Genomic DNA, 13,610 nt, shown 5'->3' with positions numbered 1-13,610 from the left:
GTGAACGTTCCATCGATCCGGGTGCTCCTCCCGTCGTCGCGGGCGGTCGGCTGACGAAATGGTCGCCGGGAGCACCCACTCCCGAGAGGCGACTGCCATGAAACCAATCGAATTCACGACCCGTACCTCGTCCGACGGCGTGCTCGAACGCGATTTCGTCGTAGACGACGTGCCCGGTGTCCTCTGGTCCGCCGAGACGGGCCCGACCGGTCCGCTCGTGCTGCTCGGCCACGGCGGCGGCACCCACAAGCGGGCGGCCGGGATGTCGGGCCGGGCGCACAAGCTCGTGCTCGACGGCGGGCTCAGCGCCGTCACCCTCGACGCCCCCGCGCACGGCGACCGGCCGCGCTCGGCCTACGACGAGGAACAGGTCGAGATCATGCAGCGACTGATGGCGGCGGGCGACCCGGTCGGTCCGGTCGTCGAGGAGTACAACGCCGACATCGCGCGCCGCGCCGTCCCGGAATGGCGGGCGACACTCGATGCGCTGCAACGACTCCCCGAGATCGGTGCCGGCCCCGTCGGGTACTTCGGGCTGAACATGGGCACCGCGATCGGCATCCCGCTCGTGGCCGCCGAACCACGGATCGCCGCGGCGGTGTTCGGCGTCTTCTGGCACGACTCCGTGGCCCCCGCCGCGAAGGAGATCACCGTCCCGCTGGAGTTCGTGATGCAGTGGGACGACGAGCACATCCCTCGTGAGCAGGGCCTGGCGTTGTTCGACGCCTTCGGCTCGACACAGAAGACGTTGCACGCCAACGCGGGCCGCCACAAGGAGGTCCCGCGGTTCGAGTCCGACAGCGCGACGCGGTTCTTCGTCCGCCATCTCCTGAGCTGACCGTGGGTGGCGATAGTCGCTACAGCGACTATCGCCACTCACAGGGCCACGCAGACCCGGTAGGGCAGCGGCTCAGCCGCAGCACTCGACGGCGGCGGTGCCGGTCGCCGCGGCCGGCACCCCGCACTCGCACGACGCGTCGGGCCGCGCCCCGACGGGGTGGATCGACGTGGCGTCGGGCGCGCCGGCCTTCACCGTGTAGACCTCCCACGGCTCGCGGCCCGGCCCGTGCACCCACACCTTGTCCTGCAGCGCGTAACAACACGTGGTGTCGTCCTCGACGCGGGTGGCCAGGCCCAGCCCGGACAGGCGCTCCGTGGCCGCGTGCACCTCGTCGGCCGTCCCGACCTCCACACCGAGGTGGTCCATGACGGTCGGCCCACCTGCCGGGCCCTCGATGAGCACCAGCTTCAGCGGCGGTTCGGCGATCGCGAAGTTCGCGTACCCGGGACGGCGCTTGGCCGGCTCGACGCCGAACAGCGACCGGTAGAAGTCGATCGAGCCCTCCAGGTCGGAGACCCGCAGGGCGAGCTGCACCCGAGACATCCCACTCCTCCTTGATTCGATGGATATCGAAGCACGAGGTTGCACCCTGATTCGACGGCTGTCAACCTAGAAACATGTCGAAGCAGACGCTCCCGATCAGTGACGTCCCCGCGCCCGGGCCCCGCGCGTCGGAGGCGTGCTGCTCGCCGTTGACGCGCGAGCCGCTCGGCGAGGACCGCGCGGTGGAGCTCGCCCGGGTGTTCAAGGCGATGGGCGACCCGGTGCGGCTGCGGCTGCTGTCGATGATCGCCTCCCACCACGGCGGGGAGGCCTGCGTGTGCGAGCTGACCGGCGTCTTCGACCTCAGCGGGCCGACCATCTCCCATCACCTCAAGGTGCTGCGCGAGGCCGGGCTGATCACCGGCGAGCGGCGCGGGACCTGGGTCTACTACCGGGCGGTCCCGCAGCGGCTGGGCGAGGTCGCGGACCTGCTCGACCTCGCCCCGGCGACGTGACCCCGCTCCCGCTCCGCCGTCGGCTGCTCGCCGACGGCGTCGGGCGCGTCCTCGTCGCGGACCGGGTGGTGTAGCCGTGGCCACCCCGGGACGCAGCTGTCCCGTCGCCTACCGGTACCGGCCCGAGGACCTGGCCGGGCCGGTCGCGTTCGCGACCTCGACGCTCTACGTCGTCGGCGGGCTCTACGGCAACACCCGGGCGCTCGACGCGGTGCTCGCCCGGGCCGCCGAGGAACCGTCCCCACCCGAGATCGTGTTCAACGGCGACTTCCACTACCTCGACGTCGAGCCCGACCGGTTCGCCGCGATCGAGGCCGGCGTCCACGACCACCACGCCACCCTCGGCAACGTCGAGTACGCCCTGACCGCCCCCGACGACACCGTGGGGTGCGGCTGCGACTACCCCTCCTACGTCGCCGACGACGTCGTCACGAACTCCAACCTCGTCGTGGCCCGGCTGCGCGGGTCCGCCGGGCCGACCGCCGCCCGCGAGCGGCTCGCCGCGCTGCCCCGCCATCTGACCGTCGACGTCGGCGGCCACCGCGTCGGCGTCGTCCACGGCGACCCCGAGAGCCTCGCCGGCTGGCGCCTCGCGCTCGAGGCCGTCGACCCGCCCGACCACAGCGCCCGCACGGCCACCGGCTTCGCGGGGACGGCCACCACACCGGAGACCGTCGTCGACTGGTGCCGGCGCGCCGACGTCACCACGCTGTGCTGCACCCACACGGGGCTGCCGTACATCCAGGACCACGTCGCCGGCGGCCGCCGGTACGTCGTCGCCAACAACGGGTGCGCGGGGCTGCCGACCTTCCGCGGTCGGCGGTTCGGGGTCATGACGCGCATCTGCGCCGACCCGCGCCCGCCGGCCGACGGTCTCTACGGCGTCGCAGTCGACGGCCTGCGGGTCGACGCGGTACCCGTCCGCTACGACCACGACCGCTGGCACGACGACCTCCTGCGCGCCTGGCCACCCGGCTCCCCCGGCCACGCCGGCTACGCCGCGCGCGTCGACCGAGGAACCTGGCTCACGGTCGAGCACGCCGCGCGCGGGGACGTCGTCCTCGGTCCGGCCGCACCCACCTGACCCGCTGTGACGTGCCGCGCTGCGGCGGAACCCGTCCGCGGCCGTGCCGCAGACTCGTCGACGTGAGCACCCCGACGATCCGGCTCGCGACGGCCTCCGACGCCGCGGCCGTCGCCGCGATCTACGCGCCCTACGTCCGTGACACGGCGATCTCGTTCGAGACGACCCCGCCCGACACGGCGACGATGGCCCGCCGCATCGACCACACCCTGCAGCGGCTGCCGTGGCTGGTCGGCGAGATCGGCGGCCGCATCGTCGGCTACGCCTACGCGGGCGAGCTCAGGCAACGGCCCGCCTACCGGTGGGCCGTCGAGGTCAGCGTGTACGTCGACCTCACCGCGCGGCGCACCGGGCTGGGCCGCGAGCTCTACCGCGTCCTGCTCGACATGCTCGCCGCGCAGGGCCACATCCAGGCGTTCGCCGGCATCACGCTGCCCAACGACGCCAGCATCGGGCTCCACCGGACGCTGGGCTTCGCGCACGTCGGGACCTGGCACGACGTCGGCTTCAAGCTCGGCCGCTGGCACGACATCAGCTGGTGGCAGCGGCGGCTGCGCGAACCGGCGGACACCCCCGCCGATCCCCTCGCGCCACCCGGTCAGGGCTGCCCGGTCGACCAGGTCACCGCTCCGCTCGGTATGTGACGCGGACCACGCTCCCATTAGGCTCGGGGTCCCTGGGTCGAGCTCGACGGCGCACCGACCGGACGCGCGTCGCAGCAGCGACCCGTCTGTGCACGGCAAGGAGGCCGTCTCCATGAAGCTCGCTCTGTACCTGCCGAACTTCCGCACCGAGGTGACCGTCAAGGATCTCGAGGACCTCACCGCCCTCGCCGAGGACCTCGACCTCGACTCCGTGTGGACGCTGGACCGCATCGTCGTCCCGGAGTCCTCGGACCGCGGGGAGCTGCAGTACCCCTTCGGCATGATGGAGGGGCTGCCCAACGCGCTGCCGGTCGCCGCACGCGGCACGTTCCTGCAGGGCTTCCCGCTGATCCCGTGGCTGGCCGCGAAGACGACCAAGGTCCGCATCGGGATGAGCATCATCGACACCCCGTTCCGTGCCCCCGGCGTCCTCGCCGCCGAGCTGGCGACGATCGACCACCTCTCCGACGGCCGCCTCAACGTCGGTGTCGGCTCCGGCTGGATGCCCGAGGAGTTCGCCGCCGCGAGCGCCGCGCACATCTTCCCCAAGCGGCACAAGCACGTGCGCGAGACGATCGAGGTCCTGCAGGGCGTGTGGACCAACGACATCTTCGAGTACCACGGCGAGTTCGCCGACTTCGAGCCCTGCGGCTTCGGCGCCAAGCCGATCCAGAAGCCGCACCCGCCGATCTTCTTCTCCGGGCTGAAGGACCCGAAGCGCTCGGCGGCTCGCATCGCGAAGTACAACCTGTCGGGCTGGATCGGCATCCAGGACTCCCCCGAGGACATCAAGAACTGGCGCAGCGCCATCCAGCGAGAGCTCGACGAGCTCGACACCAAGCGCTCGGTCGACGACCTCGAGGTCTGCAGCATGCTGTGGACGGTGATCACCGACGAGGAGACCGACCAGTCCGACCAGGGCCGGGTCACCAACCTGATGGTCGGGACCGCCGGTCAGATCACCGACCGGCTCAAGGCCTACAAGGAGGCCGGGCTGACGATGCCGCTCATCTGGCCGCCGTTCGCCGACGTGCCCGTCGCCAAGACCATGGACGACCTCAAGCGGCTCAAGGAGGAGATCCTGCCGAAGGTCAACGCGGGCTGAGGCGTGGCACACGGGCCCCGGGTCGCACCGGGGCCCGTGGTGTCCGCGCAGCAGCGGCCGGGTCGCGGCCGACCGGCTCACAGATCCGAGACTCACAGATGAGTTCCGGCCCGCGCGGCGGTCTCCTCCGCAGAGCGTCGAACTCCGGAGGACCCCCATGACGACCGCCCCGCCCCACCCGTCCACCGCACGGCCCGGCCGCCCGCCCGTCGTCGACCTCGCGACGTGGCAGGCCGCCCGCGCCGAGCTCCTGGTCCGCGAGAAGGCCCACACCCGTGAGGGCGACGCCCTCGCCGCGGCGCGTCGCCGGCTGCCGATGGTCGAGTTCGACGGGACGGTGCAGGTCGTCGGAGCCGACGGCCCGGTCCCCTTCCTGGACCTGTTCCAGGGCCGCGAGGAGCTCGTCGTCTACAAGCACATGTGGTGGGACGGCGCGCCGCACCAGGGTCAGTGCGAGGGCTGCACCACCGCGGCCTGGCACGTGCACGACGCCGCCTACCTCCACGCCCGCGGCGTCTCCTACGCCGTCCTCACGGTGGGCCGCTGGCCCGAGGTCGCCGACTTCGTCGAGTTCATGGGCTACACCGAACCCCTGGTACTCGGTGCGCGACGTGCCGGCGCCGGTGGGCGAGGACATGGGCCACATCACGTGCTTCCTGCGCGACGGCGACCGCACGTTCCTCACCTACTCGACGACGGGGCGCGGCAACGAACGCGTCAACTTCTCGCTCGGCCTGCTCGACATGACGCCCTACGGCCGTCGCGAGGCCTGGGAGACCAACCCCGAGGGCTGGCCCGAGGGGCGGCCGCCGGCGTGGCGCACCGACGCGGACGGACACATCACCTGGGGTCCGACGAGCCGCCCCGTCCCGCAGTGGGGCCGCCCCGGCGCGACACCCGTCGAGACCCTCGGCCGCGACGGTTCCTGCCACTGAGGGCCGACCCGCACTCAGCGTTGCCGTACCCGGGCTCCGAGGCGGTCGATGACGTCCGGGGCCTCGATGATGACCTCGGCCAGGTCACGCAGCTTGTGGTTCAGGCGTTGCGACGCATCGACCAGGAAGCCGAACGCCTCGTCGCGCGCGACGTTGCGCCGCATCATCACCACGCCGACGGCGGTCCCGATCTCCCGGCTGCTGGCCAGCGCGGTCTCGAGGTTCTCGACGTTCTCGTGCTGGCCCGCCGCGAGCAGTGCGACGGCGGCATGCGCGGCGAGGATCGCACCGACGGCGCGCGACTCGCCGGTGAACGCGTGAGGGCGCCGCGCGTAGAGGTTCAACGCGCCCGCGGTGTCGTCGGCGGTGTAGAGCCGGAAGCACAGCATGCTCGCGACGCCGATCTCCTTCGCCGCCTTCTCGACGAAGCGGGGCCACAGCCGCGACGCCTGCGCGAGGTCGTCGATCGCGTAGACGGCGTGGTCGGCGATCGCGTCGAGGGCCGGCCCCTCACCGAGGCGGTACTGGATGGCGTCGACGCGTCGGACGACCTCGTCGGTCGCGGCGACGGTGGTCACCCCGCCGCGCCGGGCGATCAGCGAGATGCTCGCGTGGTCGCAGCCCGGAACGATCTCGACCGCCGTCCGCGTCACGACATGGCGGGTCTCGGTCGGGTCGCTCGCTGCCTCCAGTGCCCGAGCAACCGACGCGAACGTGTCGGCGAGGTCCTGGGAACCGGCCACACGGAAAATCGTAACCAGATCGAAGATCGCCCGCATGGCTCGTGGAGTGGGTGGGTAGGGGGCGCGCAGGGCTCGGCTCGGGCGCGTCCGGGTGGCGTCTCAGGTCCGGCCGGTTCCACCCACGAGCCGGCCGGACCGTCCTCCGGCCCACGCGCGCGGGCCCCGGTCGTGGATCGCGAGTCCACGTCAGTGCCCGGAATTGTTGCGGCGCGCGGGAGTCACCGACCGGACCGCCGATGAGTCGGGCGCCGTCGGACAGTCGGACGGGTACCGACACCCGTCCGAGAGGATGACGATGACAGAGCCCACGCACGAGTTCACCGATGGCGTCTACGGCTGGATCACGCACACCGACTTCGCCAGCGACGACGTCGAGGCCACGCGGGCCTGGTGCGCCGACGTCCTCGGGTGGTCCTTCCGGCCGCCCTTCCCCACGGGGTCGGGCGACTACCACCTGTTCGCCTACTCGGACGTCGGCGGCGGGGGCATCCGGCGGACGGCCCCCGCTGAACAGCCCGGCAGCACGCCGACGGTGCACGTCCGGGACACACACGCCGCCTTCGCCCACGCCGTGGAGGCCGGCGCCGAGCCGGTCACGCCGCCGACGAAGATAATGCCGGGCGTGTGCACCGCGCTCGTCCGCGCGCCGGGAGGTGTGCTGATCGGCTTCTCCGGTCCGACCGACTGAGGTCCTCGACGACCGCCTCGGATCGGGGACCCGGCCTCGGGTTCGGGCCCGGGTGGCCGAAGTCGGTTCAGGCCGGAGCTCGGGTTCGGGCTTCAGACCTGGGTTCAGCCCCCAAACCGGGTTCGGGCCCCGGCTGGCGGGCGTCGACCCCGGGTGATCATCGAAGCAGGGACCTGAGCGCATCCACGCGCCGATGTCCCTCACCTCACGATCACCCCGGCCAACGCCCTGGGCCCGTGACACCCCGGGCGCCCGAGCCTCGGATGATCACCGAGCCGGGGACCTGAGCGCAGCCACATGCGCCCAAGTCCCGCGAGCCGCGATCACCCACGGAGACCTACTCTGGAGCACCACAGCAAGCACGCCTGCCTGCGCCCCCAGACGCCCCAACCCCGCGGATGATCCCTTACACCGGGACCTCAGCGCACCCACATGCGCCCAAGTCCCCCAACCGACGATCACCACTGGCAACGCCCCGCCAGCGCGACCTCACCGGGGCCTGCCGCAACCCCGAGCCCGCCGCAGCCTCGGGCATCCCAGCCGCGGGTGATCATCGAGGCAGGGACCTGAGCGCCGCCACATGCGCCCATGTCCCGCAACCGGCGATCACCAGCGGACACCACAGCGAGCCCGCCTTCCCCGTGGCGCCCTGACCCGCGGATGATCACCGTGCCAGGGACCTGAGCGCATCCACGCACGCCCATGTCCCGCGTGCGGCGATCACCCACGGGACGCGACACCCCGGGGCACCGCACGAACGCACCCGGCCCGCTCCGGGCCCCCGACCCCCCACCCCCGCGATGATCACCTGAGCGCATCGACGTGCGCCCATGCCCTGCAACCGACGATCACCGGCCACCCCACGCCCCGCCAACACGCCGGCGAGCGCGTCCGCCGTGTCGACGGTCGTTGCGACGGCCGGGCCGCTGCGGGGCGGGCGGGCTGACAAGCAGCGGCGGGAGCAGACCTGGCCCGCCCGAAGGAGGCGACGTCTGGTGTTCGACCCCCAGCGCCTTCCGGCGTCACGGGATAACTGCTTTGCCGCAGACGGCGCGGGGTGGACGATTCGCCACCGGGGGAACCCGGCCCGACCCGACAGCAGTTGATCCATGCCGTCTTCGGATGGTTCACGGACCACGAACGAGAGGTGCTGGGATGGCGCAGGAGGGGCAGCCGGTCAACGAGCGGTTCCCGCGGTCGTCGGCATATCACCCGGACTGGGTCCTCGCCGCGGTGAGCGGCGGGGCGAACTCGCTGTGGCTCACCGAGTGGCTGGTCGAGGCGATGGACCTGCACTCCGGGATGCGCGTGCTGGACCTGGGCTGCGGACGCGGCGCCTCGTCGATCTTCCTGCACCGTGAGCTGGGCGTGCAGGTCTGGGCCACCGACCTGTGGTTCGGCGCCGACGAGCGGCTGGCCCGGATCCGCGACGCCGGCGTCGAGCACAGCGTGTTCCCGATCCACGCCGACGCCCGGGCGCTACCGTTCGCCGCAGGATTCTTCGACGCGATCGTCAGCATCGACTCGTTTGTCAACGGCCAGTTCGTGGTCCCCGCTGGTGGCCAGGTGAAAGTCCCCGGTCCGGGGTCGTTCAGCTGGTGTTGATGGGGGCTCCCTTCGCGGTCCTGGCCTCGCGCATGCGGTAGGAGTCGCCGCTGGTGACGACGACGTGGGCGTGGTGCAGGAGCCGGTCGAGCAGGCTGACCGCGGTGGTGTGTTCGGGCATGAACCGTCCCCATTGATCGAAGGGCCAGTGCGAGCTGATGGCGAGGCTGCGGCGTTCATAGGCGGCGGCGACGAGCCGGAACAGCAGCTGGGCGGCGGTGTCGTCGAGCGGGGCGAACCCGATCTCGTCGATGATGATCAGGTCGTGGCGCAGGGTCTGGCCGATCAGCCGGCCGACGGAGTTGTCGGCCAGGCCGCGGTAGAGCGCTTCGACCAGCTCGGCCGCGGTGAAGTAGCGGACCCGGTGCCCGGCCTCGACCGCCGCGGTGCCGAGGGCGACGAGCAGGTGGGACTTTCCGGTCCCTGCCGGCCCGACCAGGGCGAGGTTCTCCGGAGCGCGGATCCACTCGAGTGAGGCGAGGTAGTCGAACGTGGCCTTCGGGATCGAGGAGGCGGACAGGTCGAACTCGTCGAGGGTCTTGGCGACCGGGAACCCGGCGGCCTTGCGCCGGTTCGCGATGTTGGAGGCGTCCCGGGCGGCGACCTCGGCCTCGACCAGGGTGCGTAGCAGCTCTTCGGGGCGCCAGCGCTGGGTCCGGGCGGTGAGCAACAGCTCCGGAGCCAGGCGGCGCATCGCAGCGAGCTTGAGCCGCTTGAGCCCGGCCTCGAGGTCAGCATCGAGCGCCGGGGGCTTGCTCGCGGTCATGACGCATCCCCATCGACCACCGCGGTGTCCGGCTCGGTAGTGGTGGTGATGGCGTAGTCGGCCAGGGAGCGGGTCGGGACCGCGGGCAGCTCGACGACCAGGGCTTCTCCGGCCGGGCGGGGCCTGGGTGCGGCCGCGCCGGCGGCGAGGATCGAGCGGACGTCCTCGGCTCGCCACCGCCGGAACGCCGTCGCCCGGGCCAGCGCGTCGAGCAGCGCCTGTTCGCCGTGGGCCTGCCCGAGGCCCAGCAGCTCACCCAACTCAGTCCCGAGACGGGCCGATCCGGCCGCGGCGGCGCCGGTCAGGAACGCCGCCGCGATCGGGCCGAGCGCGCAGAACGCCTTCTCCTGCGCGGTCTTGGGGCGGACGGCCCGAACCGGAGTGGCAGGGCGGGGACCGCCGTAATGCGCGTCGATCACCGACGCCTCACCCGGCCCGACCAGGCGGTGCTCGGCCAACACCACCCCACCGGTCATGCTGCCGGGCGTGGCGGTGGTGAGGATGGTGAGCCGGTCGGCGTGGGTGCGGACCTCGACCCGGGTGCCGATCGCGGTGGTGGGCACCGAGTAGCGAGCCGAGCCGAACCGGACACAGGAGAGCCGGTCGACCTTGCGCAGCACGGCCGGGCCGGTGACCCGCGGCCGCAGCGACGGCAATCCGCCCAACACGGCGAGCTCGTGCTCGGCCAGGCGCCGGGCCGGAACGGCGGCGATCTCCGAGTGCGTCGCCGCGTTCACCTCGACGCACCACTGCCGGGCGGCCTCGTTGGCCGCGGCAAGGTCCACCGGCCGCTGACCTGTGCTGGAGTCGAGGTCGGCGACGAGACCACAGCCGATGATCAGGTCGGACTTGGCGTAGCCGACGAGGTTCTCCACGATGCCCTTGGACTCCGGATCGGCTCCATGGCAGAAGTCTGGGCGGAACCGGTAGTGGCTGGCGAAGCGCACGTAGTCCGGCGTCGGAACGACATGGTCGGCGACCACGGCGGCTTTCAGGCAGCCCATCCGGTCGGCGAGCACGACCTTGGGGACCCCGCCGAGGGTCTCGAAGCACTCGGCGAGCATGGTCAGGGTCGTCTCGGCGCGTTCGTCGGTGGCGAAGCGGACGAACCGCACCCGCGACCAGGCCAGCACCGCGCAGAACACGTGTAGCCCGGCGAGCACGCCCCAGTCGATGACCAGGTGCTCGCCCGGGGACCACACCGCCGGACGGCGGCCGCGGTGATGATCGCGGCGCCAGTCGGCCTTTACCGTCGCGACCAGGCGGCGGAAGTTGCGTGCCGAGCCCTCGTAGCCGGCCGCGCGGGCTTCGGGCAGCAGCCGCTTCGCCGAGATCCTGCCCTGGGTCTTCCCGACCCGGGCCGCGACCAGCTCGGCGACCGACTCGTAGTTCCGGGGCCGTGGCTTGCGTTGCGGCGCAACACCTCCTCCCTCATGGCGTTCGATGACCCGGCGCACCGTCTTCGGGGTCGTGGCGCAGATCGCGGCCGCGCCGCGATAACTGCCCACCTCCCGATAGGCCGAAATGATGTCCATCCGTTCCCTCGCAGACTTCAATGGGAGACCCCTGGGCGGTGCGGTGGCTGGCTTCGACAACCGCCACCGTCACCGCCCAGGGCCTCACCGCCCGGTACGACACGACGAGGGACCGGGGACTTCTAACTGGCCACCAGCGGGGACCTCACACGGCCACCCGCGAGGACCTGCACCTGGCCACCAGCGGGGACTTTTTCATGGCCACGGACATCGTTCGTCTACTACGGCACCGACGACCTGTACGCGAGCTACCTCGCCCGCTTCGTCGAACCCGGCGGGCAGATCGGGATCGCCGGGAGCGGGCTGCTCTCCGAGTTCGCCGGGCCCGTGCCCGAGCACCTCGCGGCATGGTGGGAACCGAGCCTCGCGTGCCTGCACTCGGCCGCGTGGTGGCGGCGGCACTGGGAGCGCAGCGGCGTGCTCGCTGTCGAGGTCGCGGACACGATGCCCGACGGCTGGCGACACTGGCTGGAGTGGCAACATGTCGTCGCCCCGGACAACACCGCCGAGATCGACGCCGTCCGGACCGACGCCGGCCGCCACCTCGGTTACGTCCGGGCGGTGGCGCGGCGACCCGAAGCCGCGGTGCTCGACGAGCCGATCACGACCATCCCGGTCGAGTACACGATGGCCCCGCTGACCCGCCCTGGTCATGACGATGCGGGCTGAGCGACGCGTGCCGCGCGCGACCCTGCGATAGGCCCCGTCCCGCGCTTGCCGCTGTCTGCCCCCTGCCGCTGACCTCGCGCCGAGTTCGGTCAGGAGGCCAGACCGGCGCGGGCCTGTGCCTGGCACTGGGCGGTGGTCTGGCCGGTCTGCTCGCGGCACGCCTGCAGCGCGGCGTCGCTGACGGCGCGATGTTCCGCGTCCAGTTTGCGCTGGTAGTCGCGGGCGGCTCTTTCCTTGGCGGCGTTCAGGGCCGGGCAGGACTTGTTCGTGATCGTGTTCGGGTGGGCGGGGTCGCCGAACTTCGCCGGCGCGTTGGGCTCGCACGAGTAGGCGACCTTGGGCTTCCCATTGGCCTTGGGCGCCGTGGGCCGGGCCGGAGCCGGCGTGGGCGGCGGCGTCGGGTCTGGGGTGGTGGCCTGCACGGTTGTCGGCGGTGCCGCAGGTGCGGTGACGGCGGCAGGCGCCGTCGGGGGCGGGACCTGGTCGGAGCAGGCGGTGACGAGCCCCACGGCCAGCACGCCCAAGGGCAGGATGGCCAGGGTGCGGGCGAGGATGGATTCCATGGTGGCGTCAGTCCTTGTATGAGTAGGTCTCGCCGACCAAGTTCGAGCCGAACTCGCAGGAGGCCGTCACCCGACCTTTCGTCACCGAAGAGTTGTTCGTTACGGCGCGACCGAACACGGCGATGGATCCGACTGCCTAGGAACGCTTCTGAGGCGTTTGCGCGGTCTCTCGGGACCGCCAGGCCATGCCCAAGCCGAGCTGCAGTCAAGCGCCCGCTCGCTGCTGTCTCGACGCGCGCGGCCAGCGCCGCTCGTGGTCGACCTTCGGTGAGCCGCCCACGTGGTGCAACTGTGTGCGTCCTCTGCGCCTTCCGCCCCGATCGCCAGTCCTGACGCTGATTCTTCCTCGCGGCGAGGGTTCACCTTTCCGACCCGTCCACCGGGCCGCAAGGCAATTCGTACCGCCCGCCTTCTGCCGGCCGACGGATCGGCTCCCGTCTCGGTGCACCGTGGCTGACCAGCAGCGGTGCCAGGCGGGCGGAGCTCGGCCCACCCGCGCCCCACTAGGGACCCTGCAGGCCGTCGAGGTGTGAAATCACAAAATAGGACCTGCGTCGACGACAATCAGTCCCGGGCACCGCTGCCGCAGGGAAGTACCGCTCGTGGTCCGTCCGTGGCACCTCGAGCGCGAATCTGCCGACGGCCGCGACGGAGCGCCCACTCGAGCCGCTCGACGGACGCCCGCTCTACTTCTGGACGCGGAAGCGGAGCACCGTCACAGGGCCTGACTGCGTGCTGCCGAGAGGTTCCAGGTCGATCCGGCCGAGGCCCGACGTCGAGAAACGCACGCCGTCGCCGAGCAGAACGGGTAGGACGTAGACCAGGACCTCGTCGACGAGCCCTTGCTGCAGGCACTGGCTCGCCACGTCGGCACCGAGGATCTCGAGGTTCTTCCCGCCCGCGGCGGCACGCGCCGTGGCGACGGCCTCGGCGAGGTCGCAGGTGAGGAACGTGGCCCCGGGCTCCGGCTCGTCCGGCGGCCGGTGCGTCAGGACGAAGACCGGCCCCCCGTCGTAGGTGGCGTCCCCGCCCGACATCCGTTTGCCGACCTCATAGGTCACCCGGCCGGCCAGCATGGCGCCGGTGGCATGCATGACCTCGGAGAACGCGTACTCGATCTCGTACTCGACGACCCAGTCCATCGCGTCGTCGGGGCCGGCGATGAAGCCGTCCAGCGACATCGCCCTGTTCACAACGACCTTGCCGAGGCCGGCGTCCGAATCGCTCATACCGGTGAAGACCCCCCGTCCGTCACGAACTCATCGTCAAAGGCGGACCGTCGTCATCACCTCGCAGGCCAGGGCCATTATCGGGCAGGTGCGCAGGGGTGCCCCCGGTGGGATTCGAACCCACACTGTGACCCTTTTAAGGGGCCTGCCTCTGCCGGTTGGGCTACGGGGGCCCGAGGCGCAGCTTAGAGGTCGGCGAGCGAAC

General features: G+C 71.7%; 14 protein-coding genes, 1 tRNA gene and 1 pseudogene. 9 read left to right on the top strand and 7 right to left on the bottom strand.

Going from position 1 to position 13,610, the window contains the following annotated elements; all coding sequences use genetic code 11:
- Positions 1-97 precede the first annotated feature (97 nt).
- Positions 98-838 carry an alpha/beta fold hydrolase gene (locus PSED_RS04725; RefSeq protein ID WP_013673111.1) on the top strand — a complete coding sequence of 247 codons (741 nt, stop codon included), beginning with the start codon at positions 98-100 and terminating at the stop codon, positions 836-838.
- 72 nt (positions 839-910) lie between these two features.
- Here the strand turns inward: PSED_RS04725 and PSED_RS04720 are convergent, their stop codons facing one another.
- Positions 911-1,384, bottom strand: a complete 474-nt coding sequence (locus tag PSED_RS04720; RefSeq protein ID WP_013673110.1) for an ArsI/CadI family heavy metal resistance metalloenzyme — start codon at positions 1,382-1,384, stop codon at positions 911-913.
- Positions 1,385-1,458: 74 nt separating this feature from the next.
- Between PSED_RS04720 and PSED_RS04715 the strand changes: the two genes are divergently transcribed.
- From PSED_RS04715 to PSED_RS04695, 5 genes and pseudogenes are all read left to right on the top strand, one after another.
- On the top strand, positions 1,459-1,839 hold the full coding sequence (locus PSED_RS04715) for an ArsR/SmtB family transcription factor (RefSeq protein ID WP_013673109.1): 381 nt from the start codon (positions 1,459-1,461) through the stop codon (positions 1,837-1,839).
- A 76-nt stretch (positions 1,840-1,915) separates the two neighbouring features.
- The gene (locus PSED_RS04710; RefSeq protein WP_013673108.1) at positions 1,916-2,923 is read left to right on the top strand and encodes a hypothetical protein; all 1,008 of its coding nucleotides are present in this window, start codon (positions 1,916-1,918) and stop codon (positions 2,921-2,923) included.
- 62 nt (positions 2,924-2,985) lie between these two features.
- Complete coding sequence (locus PSED_RS04705) at positions 2,986-3,567, top strand: arsinothricin resistance N-acetyltransferase ArsN1 family B (protein ID WP_013673107.1); 582 nt, start codon at positions 2,986-2,988, stop codon at positions 3,565-3,567.
- Between the two features lie 112 nt (positions 3,568-3,679).
- The gene (locus tag PSED_RS04700; RefSeq protein ID WP_013673106.1) at positions 3,680-4,672 is read left to right on the top strand and encodes an LLM class flavin-dependent oxidoreductase; all 993 of its coding nucleotides are present in this window, start codon (positions 3,680-3,682) and stop codon (positions 4,670-4,672) included.
- Positions 4,673-4,829: 157 nt separating this feature from the next.
- A pseudogene (locus tag PSED_RS04695) lies at positions 4,830-5,607 on the top strand (DUF899 family protein).
- Positions 5,608-5,621: 14 nt separating this feature from the next.
- Here PSED_RS04695 and PSED_RS04690 read toward each other — a convergent pair.
- Positions 5,622-6,350, bottom strand: coding sequence for a GAF and ANTAR domain-containing protein (locus tag PSED_RS04690; protein ID WP_041759284.1), 729 nt, complete (start codon positions 6,348-6,350; stop codon positions 5,622-5,624).
- 295 nt (positions 6,351-6,645) lie between these two features.
- On the opposite strand from PSED_RS04690, the gene PSED_RS04685 reads away from it, so the two are divergent.
- On the top strand, positions 6,646-7,038 hold the full coding sequence (locus PSED_RS04685; RefSeq protein ID WP_013673104.1) for a VOC family protein: 393 nt from the start codon (positions 6,646-6,648) through the stop codon (positions 7,036-7,038).
- Between the two features lie 1,155 nt (positions 7,039-8,193).
- Positions 8,194-8,643, top strand: a complete 450-nt coding sequence (locus tag PSED_RS04680; protein ID WP_083845085.1) for an SAM-dependent methyltransferase — start codon at positions 8,194-8,196, stop codon at positions 8,641-8,643.
- On the opposite strand, the gene istB is transcribed toward PSED_RS04680, so the two are convergent.
- Positions 8,630-9,409 carry an IS21-like element helper ATPase IstB gene (gene istB, locus PSED_RS04675; protein ID WP_013673103.1) on the bottom strand — a complete coding sequence of 260 codons (780 nt, stop codon included), beginning with the start codon at positions 9,407-9,409 and terminating at the stop codon, positions 8,630-8,632. The genes PSED_RS04680 and istB overlap by 14 nt on opposite strands.
- Positions 9,406-10,965, bottom strand: a complete 1,560-nt coding sequence (gene istA, locus PSED_RS04670) for an IS21 family transposase (protein WP_103384716.1) — start codon at positions 10,963-10,965, stop codon at positions 9,406-9,408. The genes istB and istA overlap by 4 nt, the downstream gene beginning before the upstream one ends.
- Positions 10,966-11,271: 306 nt before the next feature.
- Here istA and PSED_RS04665 point away from each other — a divergent pair, with 306 nt between their 5' ends.
- Positions 11,272-11,613 (top strand): hypothetical protein, encoded by a 342-nt coding sequence (locus PSED_RS04665; protein WP_049803309.1) that lies wholly within the window; start codon positions 11,272-11,274, stop codon positions 11,611-11,613.
- A gap of 89 nt (positions 11,614-11,702) precedes the next feature.
- On the opposite strand, the gene PSED_RS04660 is transcribed toward PSED_RS04665, so the two are convergent.
- The 3 genes from PSED_RS04660 to PSED_RS04650 form a co-directional block, all read right to left on the bottom strand.
- The gene (locus PSED_RS04660; RefSeq protein ID WP_013673101.1) at positions 11,703-12,176 is read right to left on the bottom strand and encodes a hypothetical protein; all 474 of its coding nucleotides are present in this window, start codon (positions 12,174-12,176) and stop codon (positions 11,703-11,705) included.
- A gap of 686 nt (positions 12,177-12,862) precedes the next feature.
- Positions 12,863-13,405, bottom strand: coding sequence for a dihydrofolate reductase family protein (locus tag PSED_RS04655; protein ID WP_013673100.1), 543 nt, complete (start codon positions 13,403-13,405; stop codon positions 12,863-12,865).
- 99 nt (positions 13,406-13,504) lie between these two features.
- A tRNA-Leu gene (locus PSED_RS04650) sits at positions 13,505-13,578 on the bottom strand.
- Between the last annotated feature and the right edge of the window lie 32 nt (positions 13,579-13,610).

It is taken from the genome of Pseudonocardia benzenivorans CB1190, from assembly GCF_000196675.2.
Lineage (GTDB): Bacteria > Actinomycetota > Actinomycetes > Mycobacteriales > Pseudonocardiaceae > Pseudonocardia > Pseudonocardia benzenivorans.
The sequence above is the reverse complement of the archived record's forward strand: the minus strand, read 5'-3'. Positions and strand labels throughout refer to the sequence as shown.